Origin of the sequence: Rothia sp. HMSC073B08 (genome assembly GCF_001812975.1) — a bacterium.
Lineage (GTDB): Bacteria > Actinomycetota > Actinomycetes > Actinomycetales > Micrococcaceae > Rothia > Rothia mucilaginosa.
Genome location: NZ_KV811085.1, coordinates 187,140 through 206,016 on the forward strand (window position 1 = coordinate 187,140; position 18,877 = coordinate 206,016).

15 protein-coding genes and 1 pseudogene are annotated in these 18,877 nt (G+C 58.2%); all 16 read right to left on the reverse strand.

Going from position 1 to position 18,877, the window contains the following annotated elements; genetic code table 11:
* Window positions 1-7 precede the first annotated feature (7 nt).
* Entirely contained in the window at window positions 8-1,177 is a 1,170-nt protein-coding gene (locus tag HMPREF2884_RS08045) for a prephenate dehydrogenase (protein ID WP_005507700.1), read from the reverse strand.
* 18 nt (window positions 1,178-1,195) lie between these two features.
* Entirely contained in the window at window positions 1,196-2,356 is a 1,161-nt protein-coding gene (locus HMPREF2884_RS08050; protein ID WP_070616637.1) for a pseudouridine synthase, read from the reverse strand.
* Between the two features lie 81 nt (window positions 2,357-2,437).
* Window positions 2,438-3,514, reverse strand: a complete 1,077-nt coding sequence (gene scpB, locus HMPREF2884_RS09040; protein WP_083309686.1) for an SMC-Scp complex subunit ScpB — start codon at window positions 3,512-3,514, stop codon at window positions 2,438-2,440.
* Window positions 3,507-4,514 (reverse strand): segregation and condensation protein A, encoded by a 1,008-nt coding sequence (locus tag HMPREF2884_RS08060; protein WP_070616639.1) that lies wholly within the window; start codon window positions 4,512-4,514, stop codon window positions 3,507-3,509. The genes scpB and HMPREF2884_RS08060 overlap by 8 nt, the downstream gene beginning before the upstream one ends.
* A 192-nt stretch (window positions 4,515-4,706) precedes the next feature.
* Window positions 4,707-5,567: a ParA family protein gene (locus HMPREF2884_RS08065; protein ID WP_005506637.1), complete on the reverse strand. Its 861-nt coding sequence runs from the start codon at window positions 5,565-5,567 to the stop codon at window positions 4,707-4,709.
* Between the two features lie 94 nt (window positions 5,568-5,661).
* Window positions 5,662-6,996, reverse strand: a complete 1,335-nt coding sequence (locus tag HMPREF2884_RS08070; RefSeq protein WP_070616641.1) for a site-specific tyrosine recombinase XerD — start codon at window positions 6,994-6,996, stop codon at window positions 5,662-5,664.
* 86 nt (window positions 6,997-7,082) lie between these two features.
* On the reverse strand, window positions 7,083-7,757 hold the full coding sequence (locus HMPREF2884_RS08075) for an NUDIX domain-containing protein (RefSeq protein ID WP_070616643.1): 675 nt from the start codon (window positions 7,755-7,757) through the stop codon (window positions 7,083-7,085).
* A 145-nt stretch (window positions 7,758-7,902) separates the two neighbouring features.
* Window positions 7,903-9,597 (reverse strand): CTP synthase, encoded by a 1,695-nt coding sequence (locus tag HMPREF2884_RS08080; RefSeq protein ID WP_005506644.1) that lies wholly within the window; start codon window positions 9,595-9,597, stop codon window positions 7,903-7,905.
* Between the two features lie 362 nt (window positions 9,598-9,959).
* On the reverse strand, window positions 9,960-11,678 hold the full coding sequence (gene recN, locus HMPREF2884_RS08085; RefSeq protein WP_005507692.1) for a DNA repair protein RecN: 1,719 nt from the start codon (window positions 11,676-11,678) through the stop codon (window positions 9,960-9,962).
* A gap of 19 nt (window positions 11,679-11,697) precedes the next feature.
* Complete coding sequence (locus tag HMPREF2884_RS08090) at window positions 11,698-12,705, reverse strand: NAD kinase (RefSeq protein WP_141752166.1); 1,008 nt, start codon at window positions 12,703-12,705, stop codon at window positions 11,698-11,700.
* A gap of 312 nt (window positions 12,706-13,017) precedes the next feature.
* Entirely contained in the window at window positions 13,018-14,676 is a 1,659-nt protein-coding gene (merA, locus tag HMPREF2884_RS09045) for a mercury(II) reductase (RefSeq protein WP_083309159.1), read from the reverse strand.
* Between the two features lie 35 nt (window positions 14,677-14,711).
* A pseudogene (merR, locus tag HMPREF2884_RS09050) lies at window positions 14,712-15,032 on the reverse strand (Hg(II)-responsive transcriptional regulator); the annotation flags it as partial.
* Window positions 15,033-15,249: 217 nt separating this feature from the next.
* Window positions 15,250-15,978, reverse strand: coding sequence for a TlyA family RNA methyltransferase (locus tag HMPREF2884_RS08095; RefSeq protein ID WP_070616645.1), 729 nt, complete (start codon window positions 15,976-15,978; stop codon window positions 15,250-15,252).
* A 90-nt stretch (window positions 15,979-16,068) separates the two neighbouring features.
* Entirely contained in the window at window positions 16,069-16,236 is a 168-nt protein-coding gene (locus HMPREF2884_RS08100; RefSeq protein ID WP_005506658.1) for a hypothetical protein, read from the reverse strand.
* Window positions 16,229-17,266: an HAD-IIA family hydrolase gene (locus HMPREF2884_RS08105; protein WP_070616648.1), complete on the reverse strand. Its 1,038-nt coding sequence runs from the start codon at window positions 17,264-17,266 to the stop codon at window positions 16,229-16,231. Before HMPREF2884_RS08105 ends, HMPREF2884_RS08100 begins: the two co-directional genes overlap by 8 nt.
* Before the next feature lie 189 nt (window positions 17,267-17,455).
* Window positions 17,456-18,577, reverse strand: coding sequence for a tetratricopeptide repeat protein (locus tag HMPREF2884_RS08110; RefSeq protein WP_070616650.1), 1,122 nt, complete (start codon window positions 18,575-18,577; stop codon window positions 17,456-17,458).
* Window positions 18,578-18,877: the final 300 nt, after the last annotated feature.

Here is an 18,877-nt window from a genome sequence, read left to right on the forward strand (position 1 = left end):
TTTAACTCTACTTCACAACACGCCAACCGCGAGCCGACAAATCGCGGACCAGCGCCTCATGAATAGACGGATTGACCGAGATTTCAGCCATACCCACCGGGGCACCCGTCGAGTGCTCCAGACGCAAATCCTCAAGGTTAGCGCCCAGCTCACCAATCTCGGCAAGCAAACGAGCCAGCGTGCCGGGGGTGTCGTCCACCAGCACCGTCATCTTTGCGAACGCGGCGGGGGCAGTACCGTGCTTACCCGGAATACGGCTCACGCCCGCGTTGCCTTCGCTCATCAGCTGCGCCAAATCCAGGCGAGCACCGGATGCCGTCGGGTTCTCCAGCGTCGCAATGAGGCGGTTCAGGTCATCACGCACCCCGTAGAGGGTCTGCACAATCGGGTCAGCGTTCGCCGCAAAAATCTGCACCCACAGCGTCGGGTCCGAAGCTGCGATACGCACCGTATCGCGCAAACCCTGACCCGCCAGGGACAGCGCATACAACGGAGTGTCCTGCAGACGCGAAGCCAACAGCGAACTCATCGCCTGCGGCACATGAGAGATCAGGGCAACCGTCTGATCATGCTCCTCAACGCTCAGAGAAGTCACAATCGCCCCCAGCTCCACCGCCACAGAACGCACCAGACGCACGCACTCGGGGCGAACCGAATCGTGCTCGCAGATAATCCACGGACGCGCCTGGAACAGCTCACCGCGAGCAGCCACCGGGCCCGACTTCTCACGCCCAGCCATCGGATGCGAACCCACGTAACGGGACGCATCCGCACCCGAAGCAAGCACATCAGCCAGCGGCTGCACCTTCACCGAGGCAACATCCGTCACCACGGCGCCGGGGTAGCCCGCCTCCGGTCGAGGCGCATAGGTGTTCAACGCGCGAGCGCACACGGCACCGGCACTATCCGGAGGCGCCGCCACCACCACCAGCTGCGGGGCGAAGGCGGCGCGCTCCTGCTCCGACAGGGTGGAGAAGCTTGTACCTGCACCAATATCCTGCGCCACAGCCTCGGCGGTGGGTGAAATATCTTGGACGTACACGTCCTCGCATCCTGCCGCACGCAACCCCAAACCAATGGAGGCACCCAGCAGACCCGAGCCGATAATGAGCACCGGTCCGGTCAGTGTTGAGTCGATGGGCAGCTCAGATGCGGAAAGCTCAGCGGGCGAGCTCATGACAACTCCTTAGCGTTATTACATGTCCACCGAAGCGAGCAGGTGACCGATCTCGACCTTGGAGAGGTTACGGACGGTACCCTGCTTCTGCGAACCGATACGGATCGGGCCCATTTCAACGCGGACCAAGCGCTCGACCGGGTAGCCGACGGCGTCGAAGAGGCGGCGCACGATACGGTTCTTACCGGAGTGGATGGTCACTTCAACGAGCACGTGGCCGGGGGTGGAGTCCACCAGCTTGAACTCGTCCACGCGGGTCACACCGTCTTCCAGGCGAATGCCCTTCTTCATGGCTGCGCCGACGCCGGGCTCCATCGGGCCGGGAACCTGCACCAGGTAGGTCTTGGGCACCTCGTAGGAGGGGTGGGTGAGACGGTTCGCCAGTTCACCGTCGTTGGTCAGCAGCAGCAGACCCTCAGTTTCGACGTCCAGGCGGCCCACGTGGAACACGCGCTCGCTCATGGAGGAACGCAGGAAGTCAGAGATGCAGGGGCGACCTTCGGGATCTTCCATGGTGGAGACCACGCCGGCGGGCTTGTTGAATGCCATGTAGACGAGCTTGTCGTTGGTCTGAACGGTCATGCCGTCCACCTGCACGGTCACCTTGGAGGGGTCCACGCGCACACCCAGCTCGGTCACGACTTCACCGTTGACGGTGACGCGGCCTTCGGTAATCATTTCTTCGCAGACGCGGCGGGATGCCACACCGGCCTGAGCCAGCAGCTTCTGCAGGCGCACGCCGTCGTGGTCGTAGAACTCGTAGTGGTCTACCGGGGCGTTGCGGGGGCGGCGGGGGCGGTGCGGACCAGCGTAGTTGCTGACGCGGTATTCACCGCGCTCGTTTGCGAAGGCTTCGCCGGAGCGGTAGGGGCGGCCCGGTGCGCGGCGTTCGCGCTTGGGCAGTTCGGTGCCGCGGCCTCGGCCGGAACCTGCGCGGCCTGCGCCGAACTTCTTCTCGCCAAACTTCTTGTCACCGAACTTCTTCTCGCCGAAGCCCTTTGCGCCGCCCTTGCCTGCGCCGCTCTTCGGTGCACCGGGGCGACCGCCGCGTGCGGAGGCGCCCTTAGCGCCGGGCTTACCGCCCTGACCGGGACGAGCAGCGCCGGGACGGCCATCGCGGGAGTTCTGGGGGCGACCGGATGCAGAGCGGCCGCCGCGGGAGGAGTTTCCATATGCCATGGTGTTCTTCTCTTTTCTGTCGTATAGTGCGAACGTTTCAGGCTTTTCCAGAACGTTCGTTCGTCTTATTGATTCGTTGTCTTAGTCGTTGCCCTCGGCAAGCACTGCGGCTTCCGTGTCATCGGGCAGGAAGGGCGCGAGCGCCGGTAGCTCCTCCAGGGAGTTCAACCCGAGCTTCGCCAGCAGCAGCTCCGTGGTTTCGTAGAGGGTCGCGCCGCTTCCGGCTTCTCGCCCTGCTTCACGAATCAGCTGCCGTTGCAACAGCTGACGGATTGCCGCGTCCGCGTTTACGCCTCGAATGGAGGCTACCCTCGCCCTGGTCACCGGCTGCTGGTAGGCAATCACGGCGAGCGTCTCGTAGGCGGGTTTGCTGAGGGTCGCGCTCTTGGAGCGGGTCACGAAGCGTGCCACCCAGGGGGCGAAGTCGTCGCGGGCGTAGAGCTTCCAGCCTCCTGCGATGTTCCGTAGCTGGAATCCGCGCGGTTCGGGCGCCACCCGGTTTTCGTCTTCTCCGTAGCCGCTTTCTTCGCCGTTGTACTCGCGGTACAGCTGGTCGAGCGAGTGCTCAACAGCTCGTTCACTGACGATGAGCGCGGCGGAGAGTTCACGCACGCTCACGGGCGCTTCGGCAACGGCGAGGATCGCTTCGATGGCGCTTTTGACGCCTCCGGGGATTGCCTCGACCTTCGAGAATTCGGCTTCGGCATCGACCGCCACGCTGGGTGCGGTGGAGGGGCCTCTCGCCGGAGTTTTTACCGATTTCGCTACCGGTTTCGTTACCGATTCCTCCGACTCGCGGGATGCAGGTTCCTGCGATTCCTCGGAGCTGTCGGAAATGTCGGAAATGTCGGAACCATCGGAGTCCCCTACCGTTTCAGCGGCTTCAGCCTCCTTAGCTTCTTCGGGAACCTCAGCTTCTTCGGTAACCTCAGCTTCTTCGGGAATCTCAGCCTCCAGAGGAGCTGCCGCTACCTCGTGCTCAGCCGGTTCAGCGTCCGCCTCAGCAGGCTTTGAGATTTCAGCCTCTACCGCCTCTACCGGCGCCGAGTCAGCCTGTTCCGAATCTTCGTCTGCGTTCGGATCCCAGTAGCCCATGTTCACGATGGCAAGGTCGTCGGGGGTGAATTCACGGTCAAAGCCTGAGCCGTGATTACTCATAATCCTCCTCTACCGGTCCCGTGTTAGCTTCAGATTCGTTCACTTGGGGTGGTTCAGGTGCTTCGCTGGTTTCGTGCGCATCCTGTGTGCCTGCGGTGTCTGCAGTTTCTTCGCGGATCACGAACTGTGCCGCGCTCGCGCTTGCACGTACCCGAATGGCTCCGAGCGGTGCGTCCTGTTCCACGTGCAGGGCACCTTCTTTGTAGAGCTCAAGCAGGGCGAGAAAACGAACCACCGCGATTTCTAGTTCGCCGGATCCTTGAACCAGTTCGGCGAAGCTCAGTTCCCGCGCCGCGGTATCGAGCAGGCTGTGCAAAATGTAGTGTTCTTCAGCCGCGATGGTGGTTAGCGGAACGTGCAGGTGCTCGTTGAGTTCTTCAACGATTTCTTCGGGTTCCGGTTCGGGCTCTTTGGGGGTTCGACTCAGCGCTGCTGCGGCGATGCGGGCGAACTCTTCGGCGCCTCCGGTGAAGACCAGCTCGGGTAGCGCCTGGGCGAATCGTTCTTCGAGGGCTACCGCACGGGGAAAACGCTGCGCTTCTTGTGCCCAGCGTTCAGCAAAAATATCGGCGACTTCGCGGTAGGCGCGGTATTGCAGCAGACGGGCGAAAAGCAGGTCGCGTGCCTCCAGCAGTGCAACGTCCTCTTCGAGGGGTTCACGATGCTGCGGGAGCAGGCGTGCGGTTTTGAGTTCCAGCAGGGTTGCGGCGGTGACCAGAAATTCGCTGGCTTCGTCGAGTGCGCGTTCGGTGCCTTCAGCGTAGAGGGCGTGCAGGTATGCGAGGAACTCGTCGGTGACCTCTGCGAGCGCCACCTCGGTAATGTCGAGTTTGCGGCGCGAAATGAGGGTCAGTAGAAGATCAAAGGGACCCTCAAAATTACTGAGGGTGAGGGTGAAACCGCGTTCCGGGTTCTGCAGGCCGCGGCCCTCAGTCCGGGCGTTCGCGGCAATGTCTGCGTTCGGTGTCGGTACCCTCACGGCAGCGACGTTCGTGGTCATAAACGACCTATTCTCCTTAGGTTTATTCTCCCCGGCTTTGTTGGTGCCGTCTCAGATGCGGCTTTTACTTCGCCTACTTTTTCGGCGTAAGCAGTGTGCGGGGTCTTTAGAATCCACACAATTATACGCCCTCTGCCGGTGTGACTCAAGGGTGAGAATCACCTCAGCAGAGGGCGTATAGGTGTGGGGGCTTTAACGTGCGCCGCCCTTGTAGATTAGTTCGCGTGCCACCTGGCGGTATGCTTCCGCGCCGGGGTGGCTGGAGGCGTAGCTGAGAATCGGCTCAGCGGACACCGATGCGTCCGGGAACTTCACGGTGCGCTTGATGACGGTGTCGAAGACCTTGTCGCCGAATGCGTCCACGATGCGTGCCAGAACTTCCTTGGAGTGGATGGTGCGCGCATCGAACATGGTGGCAAGTACGCCGGAGATTTCGAGGTCGGGGTTCAGTCGATCCTGAACTTTCTCGATGGAGTCGACCAGCAGTGCGACGGCGCGCAGCGCGAAGAACTCACAAATCAGCGGAATGATGACCCCTTCGGAAGCGGTCAGTGCATTGACGGTCAGCAGGCCCAGGGAGGGCTGGCAGTCGATGAGGATGACGTCGTATTCGTCGCGGACCTTGCGCAGTGCCGAGGCGAGAACCTGCTCGCGAGCCACTTCGTTGACCAGCTGGACTTCAGCTGCGGAGAGGTCAATGTTGGCGGGCAGCAGGTCGATGTTCTCCACGCCGGTAGGCAGGATGACGTCCTTGATGTCGACCTTGCGGTCCATCATGACGTTGTAGACGGTCAGGTCCAGTTCGTGCGGGTTCGCACCGAAACCGGCGGAGAGAGCACCCTGCGGGTCGAAGTCGACCAGCAGCACCTTACGGCCGCATTCTGCCAGCGCCGCGCCCAGGTTAATGGTGGAGGTGGTCTTACCCACGCCGCCCTTCTGATTCACCATAGAGATAATGCGGGCGGGACCGTGGCTGCTCAGCGGAGCCGGGTCGGGGTATACGCGCAGGGGTCGACCGGTGGGGCCGAGTTCTTGAGCCTGAGCTTCAGTCAATGGTTCACCTTCATCAATGAATTCGAAGTTTTAAAGTTTAAGCGTTGTCTATAAGGTTACCTCAAGAGCGGCTGTTCCGCGGATTGACGGGGTTTTATCCCCGTTCGTGGGCACGCGGATGCGCCATGCGGTACACCTCCATGAGCCCCTCGGGCGTGACCTTGGTGTACACCTGAGTGGTGGCGATGGAGGCGTGTCCGAGCAGTTCTTGCACCACGCGAATATCGGCACCGCCCTGCAGCAGGTGCGTTGCGAAGCTATGGCGCATGGAGTGCGGCGAGAAGTCAGAGCTGAGCCCGGCGGCTTCGGCGGCTTCTTTGAGGATGAGCCAGGCGCCTTGGCGTCCGAGTCTGCTGCCTCGTCCGTTGACGAAGAGCGCGGCGGTGCCTTTACCGTGCGCTACGAGGGAGGGGCGGGCACGCACCAGGTAGTCTTGGATTGCTTTTTGGGCGTAGCTACCAATAGGTACGAGTCGCTCTTTATTTCCTTTGCCGAAGAGTCGAACGTAGCCGGGCAGAGTGATCTGGTTGCCGTCTTCATCGGTGAGGGTTCCTTCGAAGTGCACGTCGTCGATATCGGCGTTGAGCATTTCGCTCACGCGCGCGCCGGTGGCGTAGAGGAATTCGAGGATGGCTCGGTTACGTAGCCCGGTTGCGGTTTCGCGGTCGGGTACGGCGAGTAGCCGCTGGATGTCTTCTACGCTGACTGCTTTGGGTAGGCGTTTAACGTTCTTGGGCGGGGTGACCGGTGCCGCCGGGTCGGTGGGCACGATGAGCGCGGAGACCCAGAAGGCGTGTGCTCCGCGGACTGCCGCCATGGTGCGGGCGATGGAGTTCGGGCCCAAGGGCAGGGGCAGGCTCGGCGCGCCTTCAGCGGTTGGCGTTTCTTTTTCTGGTGCCCCAGCTTTCTCCGGCTGCCCGGCATGACCTTTCCCAGCACGACCTTTTCCAGTACCTCGCCCCGATTCGGAGGCGATCATCAGTGCCAGCGATTCTGCGGCTTCTTCCTGTACTTCCTGAGATTCCTGCGCGTTCTGGTTGCTCTTATCCCCCGCCTCGAATCCTGCAAGGGGCACGGTGGGGGCGGCAAGTTCCCGCATGAAGGAACGCACCTGCGCGGTGGTGATGCGTTCGGGGTCGATGACGCCGAGGGTCGCCATGTAGGCGCTGTATCGTCGCAAATCACGCGCGTAGGAGGCGATGGTGTGCTCGCTGCTTCCTCGCTCCACGCGCAGGTGGATGAGGTACTGGTCAATGGCTTTCTGGAGCGGGGTCTGTGCATCCTGGTGGGAAGCACCCAGGCTAGAAGAATCCAGAGCAGAAGAACCCCGGCTAGAAGAATCCAGCACGGAGGAACCGGCTGAAGAGGGCGCACCGAGCAGACCCGCGCCGCGGGATGTCTTGCTCACCGTGCTTTTAGCCTGCTTCACTCTATCTCCTCTGTCGGTTCTCTTGGGATGTGGACTTACCTTAGGCGGGCTACTCCCCCGCCCTGTGTTCTGCTCTGTGTTCCGTTCTAGTGGTTGCGGAAGTTCTCCGGCTTTTCGCGGCGCTGTCCCATGTAGGGGTGGAACTCCCAGCCATCCTCGGCGGGGCGCAGGCCTTCAAAGTTGTTCTGTGCGGCCGCGTAGGTGGCGAGTACCGCCTGGATAGCGAGCGCGTTGTGAACCTTTCCGCCCAGCACCAGCTGTACTGCCTCGGCGAGGGGCACCCAGCGGTAGGTCATTTCTGCTTCTTCGTCGGTGCGTTCGCTACGTTCTTCGGCGGGCAGTTCCGAGAGGTTACGCGCCAGGTAGACGCGGCCTGCTTCGCTGGTTGCGCCGGGGCTGCTGAAGTAGTCGGTCAGAGCGTTCCAGGTGTCTGCCTGCAGGTCTGCCTCTTCGGCGAGTTCGCGCTGCGCGGCGACCAGGGGGTCTTCACCGTCGATGTCGAGCAGTCCGGCGGGTACTTCCCAGAGGTTCATGCGCACCGGGTGGCGGTACTGGTTAAGCATCAGCAGTTCGTTGTTGTCGTTGAGGACCGCCACAGCGACGGCGCCGGGCATTTCCACGACGTCGCGGGTCAGCACGGTGTTTTTGTTGAGTTCGTACTCTTCAACGGTCGTTTCGATCACGTAGCCGCTGTACTTCACGGTGCGGGTGCGGATGGTGCGTTCGGAGGGTGCATCAATAATCTGCTGGTTGTTGCTCATTCTTTCATTGTAGGCGGCTTCTTAGTCCCGCTACGTTTGGCGCGTCAGGTAGGGGCACGGAATAAGGCACGTTCAGGTTTAAACGAAAGCATCCCGCTCTCCCCTGCGCGGGGTGAGCGGGATGCTGAACGTTTGTGCCTAGATGTTAGGCGCCGCGGCGCTCCAGAGCAGCCTTAATCAGGCCGGAGAAGAGCGGGTGCGGGCGGGTCGGACGCGAGCGGTACTCGGGGTGTGCCTGAGTTGCCACGTAGTAGGGGTGTGCCTCTGCGGGCAGTTCCACGTACTCGACCAGCGAGGAGTCCGGGGAGGTACCGGAGATGCGCAGGCCTGCTTCTTCAAGCTGCTCGCGGTACTCGTTGTTCACCTCGTAGCGGTGGCGGTGACGCTCTGCAACCTCGGTTGCACCGTACGCCTTAGCTACCTGAGAGCCGGGAACCAGGTTTGCCTTGTACAGGCCCAGACGCATGGTGCCGCCCAGGTCGCCTGCACCTTCGACGAACTGCTTCTGCTCTTCGATGGTTGCGATGACCGGTACGGAGGTTTCCGGATCGAATTCGGTGGAGGATGCTTCGGTCAGACCCAGTACGTTGCGTGCGTACTCGATGACCATGGACTGCAGGCCGAGGCAGATGCCCAGGGTCGGGATCTTGTGCTCGCGTGCGTACTTGAGGGCGCCGATCTTGCCGTCCAGGCCGCGGATGCCGAAGCCGCCGGGCACGAGGATTGCGTCCATGTTGCGCAGCTGGTGGTCGGCATCTTCGTCGGTTGCGCACAGGTCGGCTGCAACCCACTTGATGTTGACCTTCACGTTGTTTGCGAAGCCGCCGGCGCGCAGAGCCTCGGAGACGGACAGGTATGCGTCGGGCAGGTCGATGTACTTACCGACCAGGCCAACGTTGACCTCTGCTGCGGGGCGGTGCACTGCATCGAGCAGGCGGTCCCACTGGGTGAAGTCCGGTGCGGGAGCCTCAATGCCGAAGTAGTCGAGGATGTAGTCGTCGAGCTTCTGGCTGTGCAGGGTCTTGGGGATGTCGTAGATGCTGGGTGCGTCGGCGCAGGAGATGACTGCATCGCTGTCCACGTCGCATGCGTTACCAATCTTGGTACGGTGCGATACGGGGACCTCACGCTCACAGCGCAGGATTAGACCGTCAGGCTGGATGCCCAGGCCGCGCAGTGCTGCGACGGAGTGCTGGGTCGGCTTGGTCTTGAGCTCGCCGGAGGGGCCGATGAAGGGCACCAGGGAGACGTGCAGGAAGAAGACGTTCTTGCGGCCAACATCGCGGCGTACCTGGCGTGCTGCTTCCATGAAGGGCAGGGACTCGATATCGCCGACGGTACCACCGATTTCGGTGATGATGATGTCGGGTGCGTTGTCAATTTCCGCTGCGTGACGCATACGGGCCTTGATTTCGTCGGTAATGTGAGGGATGACCTGGACGGTGTCGCCGAGGTATTCGCCGCGGCGTTCCTTTGCGATGACGGAGGAGTAGACCTGACCGGTGGTCACGTTAGCGGACTGGTCGAGGTTTTCGTCCAGGAAGCGCTCGTAGTGTCCGATGTCGAGGTCGGTTTCAGCACCGTCGTCAGTGACAAAGACTTCACCGTGCTGGAAAGGGTTCATCGTACCGGGGTCGACGTTCAGGTAGGGGTCGAACTTCTGCATGGTCACAGAGAGGCCACGTGCGCGAAGAAGCTGACCGAGGGAAGAGGCCGACAGGCCCTTACCGAGAGAAGATGCAACGCCGCCGGTCACGAAAATCTGGCGGGTTACCTTGTCGTTAGAGGACGCGTTCAGAGCGTTATTTTTTTCATTCACCACGGAATTCAAGCCTACCATTTTCTTGTCTGCTATCCAAGCAGAGGGTTTTGCCGCGAGAGGATTCTCTCAGGCGGCTTTCCCTCCCCTATTTGTCCTTATCACCACTGTAAACGGAGCTGGGGATTTATTATTCCCGCCGCGCCGTGTAGAAGCAGGTCTAGGAGCATTCACAGAGTATCTCACATCCTCTGGGATCCATGCACCGCTATTGGTCACCGGCGCGGGCTGTACTGGCAACTTTCTGAGGCACGCTCGCACACTTCAGCCCCTTTGATGGTCTTTGGTGCGAAAGATGCCACCTTTCGGCGCTTTTGCCAGCACTTTCCTCATACTTTTCTCTGCCGGTTTGCCGCCGGCTTGCCGCCGGCTTGCCGTCAGTTTCAGCGCCCCTGCGGCACTTCTCGACCGGCTGCCAGTAGCTCTCGGGCATGCTCTCGCGCCGATTCTGATTGATCGTGCCCGGAGAGCATTCGCGCCAGTTCCACCACGCGTTCCTCTTCGGAAAGTACCTTGACCTTTGAGAGGGACGCGTCATCGTTTTTCAGCACGAGGATGTGCTGGTCCGCGAAGGCTGCAACCTGCGGCAGGTGGGTGACCACCAGAACCTGCACGTGTCGGGCGAGCATGGCGAGGCGGCGACCGATTTCGATAGCGGCCTTACCGCCCACGCCGGAGTCCACCTCGTCGAAGATGAAGGTGGGTACGGGGTCTACTTCGGCAAGCACTACCTCCAGGGCGAGCATTACGCGGGAGAGCTCGCCGCCGGAGGCGCCCTTACCGAGCGGGCGCGGCACGGCGGTTCGGTGGGGCGCCAGCATGAAGGTCACGGTGTCTCGGCCGTGCACCGAGAACTTTTCGGCTTCAGCAACTTCCACGACCAGGGAGGCGTTCGGCATGGCAAGAGCGGTGAGCTCCTCACTGACGGCGTCTGCCAGTTTCTGTGCGGCGGCACGGCGCAGGGCGGTCAGCTCTTCTGCCTGGGCGCCGAGCACCTTGCGTAGCTGTACCAGCTCGGTTTCCAGGGTTTCCTGTCGCTGCGGGTCGTCCACCAGGGTCTCAAGGCGTGCACGGGATTCTTCGGCCCATTCGAGAACCTCGGCGATGTCGGCACCGTATTTGCGGGTGAGGGTCGCCAGCTGGGCGCGGCGAGTCTGCACCTGCGCCAGACGTTCGGGGCCTTCAACATCCAGGGAGGCCATGTAGGAGGACAGATCCGAGGAGATATCGGTGGCAAGAATCAACAGTTCATTGACGCGCGCGGCGAGAGAAGCAAGCTCTTCATCAGCGTCTGCCTGCGCCTGGAGCGCGGAGCGGCTTGCATCGAGCAGGCTCATGACGCTCTGCTCGTCGCCGGTAGAGTATTCACTACCGCTGAGCGCCGCGGAGGCGGTTGCCGAGGCAATGCGTAGCGCTTCAACGTTCATGAGCTTCACCATTTCGGCTTTGAGCTCTTCTTCTTCGCCCTCCTGCGGGTTGACGGCACTGATTTCTTCGAGGGCTCCCTGCAGGGTCTGCGCTTCGAGGGCTCGTGCGCGCGAGTTTTCGCGTACTTCCTTCAGCTCTGCGGCGGCGGCGCGGTATCGCTCGTAGTTTTCGCGGTACTTCTCCAGCAGGTTGGAGAGCTCTTCACCGGCGTACAGGTCGAGGGACTGGCGCTGCTCTGCCGCTGATTTGAGGCGCAGCTGATCGGACTGGCCGTGGACTGCAACAAGAGTCTGACCAATCTGAGACAGGGTCCCGATGGGTGCGGAGCAACCGCCGACGTGGGCACGGGAGCGTCCCGAGGCGTTGACGGTGCGTGCCAGCAGCAGCTCGGAGGTCTGTTCGTCGATGTCTTCGGCGGTACCGCCGGCTTCTTCGGCAAGCTCGAGGGCGCGGTGCCCGTGGGGCAGGCGAATCACTGCTTCGGCGAGGGCGCTCTTAGCACCGTTGCGCACGCTGGAGGCGTCGGATCGGGCGCCCAGGAGCATACCGAGGGCGGTGACGACCATGGTTTTACCTGCGCCGGTTTCACCGGTCAGCACGGAGAATCCGGGTTCGAGGGGGAGCCTCGCATCGGTGATGATGCCGAGGTCTCGAATATGGATTTCCTCAATCACGAACGTTCATTCCTTTTCTTTAGTGCTTCTCGGTGTCCTGCGGGCCACGCCAGCCACGGATCGGAAGCTCAAATTTACGCACCAGTCGCTCAGAGAAGGGAGCCGGGTGGATACGGGCGAGCAGCACCGACTTTTCGGAGCGTCGCACCTCAATACGGGAGCCGGGGTCCAGCTCTACGGTTCGGCGGCCATCGCACCAGAGCACGCCGGAGGCACCGTTTCCGGGCATCATTTCTACCGCCAGGGTGGAGGTCGGCGCTGCTACCAGCGGGCGCGCGAAGAGCGCGTGAGCCGAGAGCGGCACCATGAGAATTGCTTCAACTTCGGGCCAGACGACCGGGCCGCCGCCGGAGAAAGCGTAGGCGGTCGAGCCGGTGGGGGTTCCCATGACCACGCCGTCGCAGCCGAAGCTGCTGAGCGGGCGGCAGTCCACCTCAATAATGACTTCAATCATTTTTTCGCGGTTGCCCTTTTCGACGCTAGCTTCGTTCAGCGCCCAGTCGCTGTGCACGCGCTTGCCGTCGTTCCAGACTTCCACGTCGATTGCCATGCGTTCTTCAACGGTGTATTCGTTGTTGACGATGCAGCGAACGGTTTCGGTCAGGTCGCTCTCTTCGGATTCGGCGAGGAAGCCGACGTGCCCCAGGTTCACACCGATGAGCGGAACACTGGTTCGGCGCACCATTTCTGCGGCGCGAAGAATCGAACCGTCACCACCGAGCACCACGCCGAGTTCAATATCGATGAGCGCCACGGATTCGTGGACGACCTGCACGGGGACGGGCTCGTCCCAGTTTTCACTCAGGGTCTCCAGATCGGAGCGAGTCATGACGGGTGCGAGTCCCGCTTCGTAGAGCTGGGTGCATGCCTGTCGGGCGGCATCTCGTGCTTCTTTGCGCCCCACGTGGGCGAAGACGAGAATCTTACGGTGACGTTGTTCCACCGAGTCTTCGGAACCATGACGCGCACCTGCGGTAGCTACCTGCGCGGTTGCTTCCTGCGGTGCGTGGCTTTCGTGTTCTGCCATAACGACTCTCTCCCATCGGGTGTTGAGATCGGGATGTTGAGATGGTGTATCTACACCTATCATACCGAATATGTTCTCGAAGATTTTCTAAAGAGCTATATTTTTAGAAAATTATTTCGAATAGCGTACGGCTGGGGTATCTCTAAAATACCTGTAAAAATACCTGCGAATAGCGCGGCAGCCTGAGAAAGCCCCGCCCTCAACGCGTCCTGCGTTACCGAGCGGTTTCTCTCAGACTGCCTTAGCACTATTTATTTTCGGCACTATATTTACTTTCGACACCGTTGAATAGGGAGTTGTAAAAAAGTTCCCTTAGCCTGCACAGCAAGATAATTTCGAAACATCTTTGTCAAAAGTTAGGACAGCCAGCTTCAATCCTTCTGCCATTGTTAGATATGGACACATCGTTTCTCTCAGATCTCCAACAGTTAAACCGAATTTCACAGCTAATGTTGCTGCATAAATTACGTCTCCTGCGTTTTCTGCCACTACATGCGCCCCTAACACTTTCAATGTTTTCGCGTCTGCCACTAATTTGAAAACACCTGTTGTTTCCCGATTAACGAGCGCTCTTGGAACAGCATCCAACGGCAATACCGATGTTTTCACTTCATATCCTTTTTCTTTTGCCTGTTGCTCCGTTAAACCAACCGTTGCAATCGATGGAGAAGTAAACGTAACGCCTGGAACCACTTCTAAATTGACCTTTTGATTTAGTCCTCCGATTGCATTACGAGCAGCAAGTCCACCTTCATAAGCAGCTACATAAACAAATTGGGGACCGAGAGTGACATCTCCAGCTGAATAAATTCGGGAATTGGTCGTTTTAAGATAATCATCAATGACAATTTCACCACGGGAACCAACTTCAACGCCTGCTGCATGTAAGTTTAATGATTCTGTATTTGGTTTTCTTCCAGTGGCAATTAGCAATTGTTCTGCTTCAATAATTCGCTTTTTACCATTTATCTCAACATGAACTTTTTTAATGTCTCCATCTTGCTCAACTCGTTCATAGGTTGCACCTGTTACTAAATTAATTCCCTGTTCTGTTAAGGCCTTAGTAATGGCTTCTGAAATTTCAGGATCGTATTCTTTTAATAGACGCTCGCTTCTTTGAATCAAAGTGACTTCTGACCCGAGGTTATGAAATAGTTGTCCTAATTCCATGCCGATATATCCTGAACCAATTACGGTAAGACGATTTGGAACCTTCTTTAATTCCAATAAGCTAGTGCTTGTTAAATAATCTACTTCATCTAATCCGGGAATATTAGGTGCAGTTGAAGAAGCACCTGTAGCTATTAAAAATCTTTTGGCTGTGATTTGATTGCCATTTACTTCAACTGTATTTTCATTTACGAATTTTGCTTCACCTTTTATTAATTCAAAACCATAATCATCAATTAAATTCACATATTTTTCATTTCGCATCTCGGTTACTAAATCATTCTTTTGTTTTACTAATGGCGCTAAATCAACATTTGAAGCCGAAGTGTGTAATCCTACAAATGGATTATTTTTTGCTAGATGATTGATTTCCCCTGCTCTTAATAAGGTCTTAGAAGGAACGCATCCGACATTAACGCAAGTTCCACCCACCGTTCCACGCTCAATCATAGCCACTTTTGCGTTCAAAGTAACGGCTTCAATGGCAGATGAAAAGGCAGCTCCACCAGAACCGATGATGATGTAATCATAATCATAGTTACCTTCATCATTTAAACTTACATCTGTCCTTTTTTCCGATTGCACTTGTATTTCTTCTGCTTCGCCCGGGTGATAATTTGCGTCAGCAATCGCCTTTATTGCACTTTCAACCTCAATATCATCGGACAGTTCAAATACTGCTTCACCACGACGATAACTAGACTCAATATTTTTAGCACCTATCTTTTCAAGTGCTGATTCTACGTGTTTTTCACAACCCGTACAAGTCATTCCTGAAATGTTTACCTTAAATTTATTCATAAAAAAGCTCCTTTCGTTTGTTAATTTTTCTATTATAACATAGTTTCAATTCGTTTCAAATCATCTATTTGTTTTCGCACTTCCTTTTGTTTTTTAGAAACAAATTCGAATATATCTTGACAACGAACTTCATCTTTATCTACAACACCAAGTAATTTATAAATCTCGCTTAAAGAGAAACCAAGTTCCTGTATTCGTTTAATAAACCCAACACGCTTAACGTCATCATATGAATATATCCGATAACCAGCTTCCGTTCGGTGAGGTTCTTGTAATAAATTTTTTCGCTCGTAATATCTGATCGTTTCTTTATTAACTCCACATTTATCTGCAAACTCACTAATGCGATAAATCATCTTATTTCACCCCCCTGAATATTATAAACCATGTACCATAGTACACGGTCAAGTAAATTGGACTATTTTATTTTTTCCCAAAGTATCACTCGTATGTGATTGATACTTTTATATAATACTATTGATTATCCTAACATCCCACCAGAAAATCCGATTTAAACACCAGTTGTTTTTAAACTATTAAGAAAGTAATTCCACTATATATTCCGAAGACCCTTTATTTTTTGCACCATAGGAAGTACTCTACGTTGCCGTCCTGTCCGGGGAGCGGGCTGGGTTCCATACCCATCACACGCAACCCGTGGCTCACCGCAGATGCCTGAACTTTTTCCACTGCTTCACGGCGGGCAGATTCTTCGTGCACCACTCCCCCGCGTCCAATGCGGTGCTTGCCGACCTCGAACTGCGGTTTGACCATGAGCACCAGGTCGCCGCCGGTTTCGGTGGCGTTCGCTAGCGCCTCCATGACCAGGGTCAGTGAGATGAACGAGAGGTCAGAAACCGTCAGTTCGACCTGCCCACCAATGTCTTCGGGCTTCATGTAGCGAACGTTGAGTCCTTCGTACACGCCAACTCGCGGTTCTTCGCGTAGCGTGTCCACGAGCTGCCCGTGTCCTACGTCAACGGCGGCTACGTGGGCTGCTCCTCGGCGAAGCAGCACGTCGGTAAAGCCTCCGGTGGATGCTCCCGCATCCAGGCAACGCTTGCCTTCTACCTCGATATCGGGGAACGCGTCGAGGGCACCTGCGAGTTTGTGGCCTGCGCGGCTGACGTATTCGGTCAGCTCGCTCTGGCGCACGTAGAGGGTGTCCTCCGGGCCCACAAGCATGGACGCTTTGCGCGCAACCTTGCCGTTGACTTGCACGTCTCCTGCCGCGATGAGTTTTGCGGCGAGGGTTCGGGAGCTCACGAATCCGGCTTCGACCAGGTATTTATCGAGGCGCACGGTGTCCTTGTCTTCTTTCTGTCGTCGTCTGGTGACGGGTTATCTAGTGCTCCTCAGAGCATTGCTGTTCTGAGGGATCACTGCTGCGAACTAGGAGAGGTTTTCGAGGTCCTTCTCCAGTTGCTCGCTCATCGTTTCGAGGCGCTTGACACGCTCTACGGGGTCCATGGCGAGGGTCGCCGCGAGTTGGCGCTCGAATTCTGCATCAAGCTCAGCGGTTTCCTCTGCCGTGCTATTAGTCTCCGGTTCTTTAGGCACCGGGGATCCCCTGGATGTTGGGGCGTGCGCCCTGTTCGGGGTTTGCTGCCCACCATGCTGCGCAGGCTACGCGCCATGCTTCGGCTTCGCTCTCGCTGCCCGCGAATGCTTCGGTGTCTTCAATCTCGGGGCCGGTCAGGCTCAGGTTTTCACCGCGAACTCGTGCCTGCCAGGTGGGGCCGGTTGCGATGACTTCGTACCCTTCGTAGAGCACCTCAATTTCGGGGTAGGGCGCGAAGAAGTCCTCGAGGGTGCGCAGAATATAGGTCGGACGCTGGTTCGGCACGGCCTCGATGACGTCCTGGTAGGTCTGTACGCCGGTGAGGACGAGGGCGCCGTCCATCTTTGCATTGTTTGCACCGAGAATGTCGGTGTCCAGGCGGTCACCCACGATGACGGGGCGGCTGGAGTTCACAGCCTGCGCTGCGGTGTGGAAGATGGGCGCTTCGGGCTTGCCCGCGACAAGCGGGGTGCGGCGGGTTGCGCTTGCCACGGCTGCTACGAGGGTGCCGTTACCGGGTGCCTGGCCTCGTTCCTTGGGGATGCTCTGGTCGGTATTGGTGGCAATCCAGAGGATGTCGGGGTTTGCGAGGGTGTAGGCGGCTTCCGCAAGGTCTTCCCAGCCGATCTTGGGGTCGAAACCCTGGATGACGGCTACGGGGCCTTCTTCTTCCTTACGTACGGTTTCGAGGCCTACTGCACGAACGCAATCGGCAAGTGCTTCGGTGCCGGTGATGAGTACTTTGGAGCCTGCGGGTACATGCTGTGCGAGCAGTGCGGCGCCTGCCTGTGCGGAGCTGACGACTCGTTCTGCTCGGGTGTGCACACCCAGTTCACGCAGGTGCTCTGCTACGGATTCTACGGAGCGCGATGCGTTGTTGGTGACGAAGATGACCGGTACGTTGAGTTCTTCTTCGGCACGGTTGAGCGCTTCGGGTGCGCCTTCGATGGCGAAGGGACCCGCGTAGACCACGCCGTCCAGATCGGAGAGGAGGGCATCGTAGCGGGATAGGAGTGCGTTCGTGGTCATAGAGTGTTCCTCTCGGGGTCTCTGGCGGTTGTCGCTATTAATCGTACCTGTTAGACATTCTAGCGTTGGTGCCTTCGGGTGATTATGTGGAAAACCGCTGGACGCTCTCCCCTGCTTGGGTGTGGCGTCCAGCGGTTTCACGCTGACACTTAGGTCAAATATTTTAGAATTCTTAGATTCTCTGCAGTCTTATTCTGCGGAGACTTCTTCTGCTTCTTCAGTCTTGGGAGCTTCGGTCTTCTCGTCCTCAGCTACCTCTTCCTGAGCTTCGTTTGCGTCCTCTTCCGCGGAAGCCTCTGCGGTCTCTTCAGCTTCTTCTGCGGTTTCAGTGAGTTCTACGGACTTCTCTTCCTGTTCGAAGAGGCCTGCTTCACCGAACATATCGAAGATTTCAGGTTCTGCGAAATTGCCCTGGCCCAGTGCTGCTTCTGCCATGAATGCGAGGCGTGCCCAGCGTTCTGCTTCCTGGTTACGGCCTGCGTTAGCCAGCGCGTCGGAGTATGCGCTGAACAGACGGGGGCTGTACTCGAAGGCACGCTTGGGGTTCAGCTGAGGAATCTGCAGCGCTACGACAGCTTCAGACTTCTTTCCCTGATCGCTGAGGATGCCGGATTCAACGATGGCGAGTTCTACGCGCACGTTGGCGGGCAGTTCTTCCTTCTTGAATTCTGCAATCATTTCCGTTGCCTTGGGCAGGCGGCCGAGCGCACGTTCGCAGTCCACCAGCAGTGCCAGGTGGTCTACGGCACCGCTAATACGGCGGTGGGTGCGCAGTTCGCGCAGTGCCAGTTCGAAGTCTTCTGCAACGTATGCGGCGACGCCAACGGCTTCGCGTACTGCGGCGATACGGCCTGCGCTGCGGGATGCTGCGACGGCGTGTTCCAGCGCGAATTCGGGGTCGATGTCGAGGTAGCGACCAGCCATGGCGAGGTGCTTTGCGACGGTTTCTGCGTTGCGCGGTTCCAGGGCGCGCAGCTGACGGAAGGTTGCGCCGTCCAGCTCGCGACCGGTGATGTCGTCATCAATTTCCGGCGCCTTGGGCTTTGCGGGACGGTAGCCTGCACGGCCACCAATGCTGCGTACTTCTTCGCGAGGTGCTTCAGCCTCGGGACCGTTAGAGCGAGGTGCCTTGGAACGGGAGTCGGAGCGACGGCCGTCGAACTTCTTGCCTCCGCGGTCGTTACGCTTGAAACCGCCCTTGCCGCCAAAGTTCTTGCCGCCCTTCTTGGAGCGGAAGTCCTTTCCTCCGCTGTTCTTGCGGTGCTGGCGGGGGCCGGAGCCGTTAGACTCGTGACGGGGGGTCTCAGACATGAATCTCCTTGGGAGGTATCCGCCAGTGTGGGCGGGTAGGGTATGCAGTCGATTCGGGCGAACCGCTGCCTGAGGCATCAACTCTATGAGGGGTGCTTTAGATACACCCGCTAATGCCTAAACATAAGCCATACCATTCTAGTATAGAGAGCACCTTCCGTGCACCCGTACTGATGGGATGTTAAAGACAAATGGGGAGGCCTAACGGCCTCCCCAAACAAAAATAGCCCCGGCGAAGCCGGGGCTATTGAATAATAAAGCGGCAATAACCTACTCTCCCACACCCACAAAAGTGCAGTA